Source organism: Acinetobacter sp. WCHAc060006 (assembly GCF_004209135.1).
Lineage (GTDB): Bacteria > Pseudomonadota > Gammaproteobacteria > Pseudomonadales > Moraxellaceae > Acinetobacter > Acinetobacter cumulans.
The window spans coordinates 1-939 of the sequence record NZ_SGSS01000082.1 but is presented as its reverse complement, the minus strand read 5'-3'; the positions used below and the strand labels follow the sequence as shown (position 1 = coordinate 939).

Here is a 939-nt window from a genome sequence, read left to right as displayed (position 1 = left end):
CAACTGAACTACCTAAAGAACCTGCACCTATCACTGCAACTTTTTTACCAGCTATATCATTATTAGCTAATTCTATATTTCTTGAATGAATTACATTATTTGCCAACAAATGTACTGGACTATGTTCCAAACTCGACAATCTTACATTGTTATTCTGTTGCTCACGTAATCGACGCCCAGCACGCTTACCATAAACTTGATAGCTATCACTTTTGATACCTTTGTGTTTAAGAGTTATAGCTTGAATAATGGGTGGCTCAGTGTTCGGGAGTTCTAATAGCAACCATCTAATAGGATAACTATTGTTTCTTTTATCCCACTCCAATAGCTTCTGAAAATCTACTGAGGATATATGGTTTTCAATCCACTCAAAGACTTCATTGGAATTAGGAATTTCAACAGTGGGGTATGAATTTAAGCGAATAAAATATGCAACTGGTGCTAAAACTGATACTTTCTCTACCCTGTTTAATATTTTAGAAAGATGTTTTTCTATCATTGGTTGCTGCGATGCCAACCATACAACTTGATGACGTTTTACTCCTCCTCTTTGATCAGTGAGTCCAAAAAGTTCACCATTCGTTGAGGGGTGTTCCAATACAACAAGCTGATGATTATTAATTTTTAGTTGAAGTCCCCAATAAGAAGCCAACTCTCTATAAAATTCCTCATTTCGATTACTTTCACTAGAAGAAGGTAATATAAGCTCCAATATCTTGGATAACCTCTTCAATGCATCATTGACTACACTTTCAGCAGAGTTTGCAGCGGGATGCTCACCAAACCCATACAAACATAAGGATTGTGGCATTGCATGAGGCCATAAAAGCCAAGGTGAAGGGCTTATTTGTAGACGCAAACCGACTGTCGGAAAGCCTTCACAAAAACTAATCCTAAGTACTCGTGAAACACCTAAGTAGTCCTCAGGTAAAGGAAATT

At 37.3% G+C, this 939-nt stretch carries 1 pseudogene; it reads right to left on the bottom strand.

What is annotated here, in order from left to right:
- Positions 1-811: pseudogene (locus EXE29_RS17250) on the bottom strand (ThiF family adenylyltransferase); the annotation flags it as partial.
- Positions 812-939: the final 128 nt, after the last annotated feature.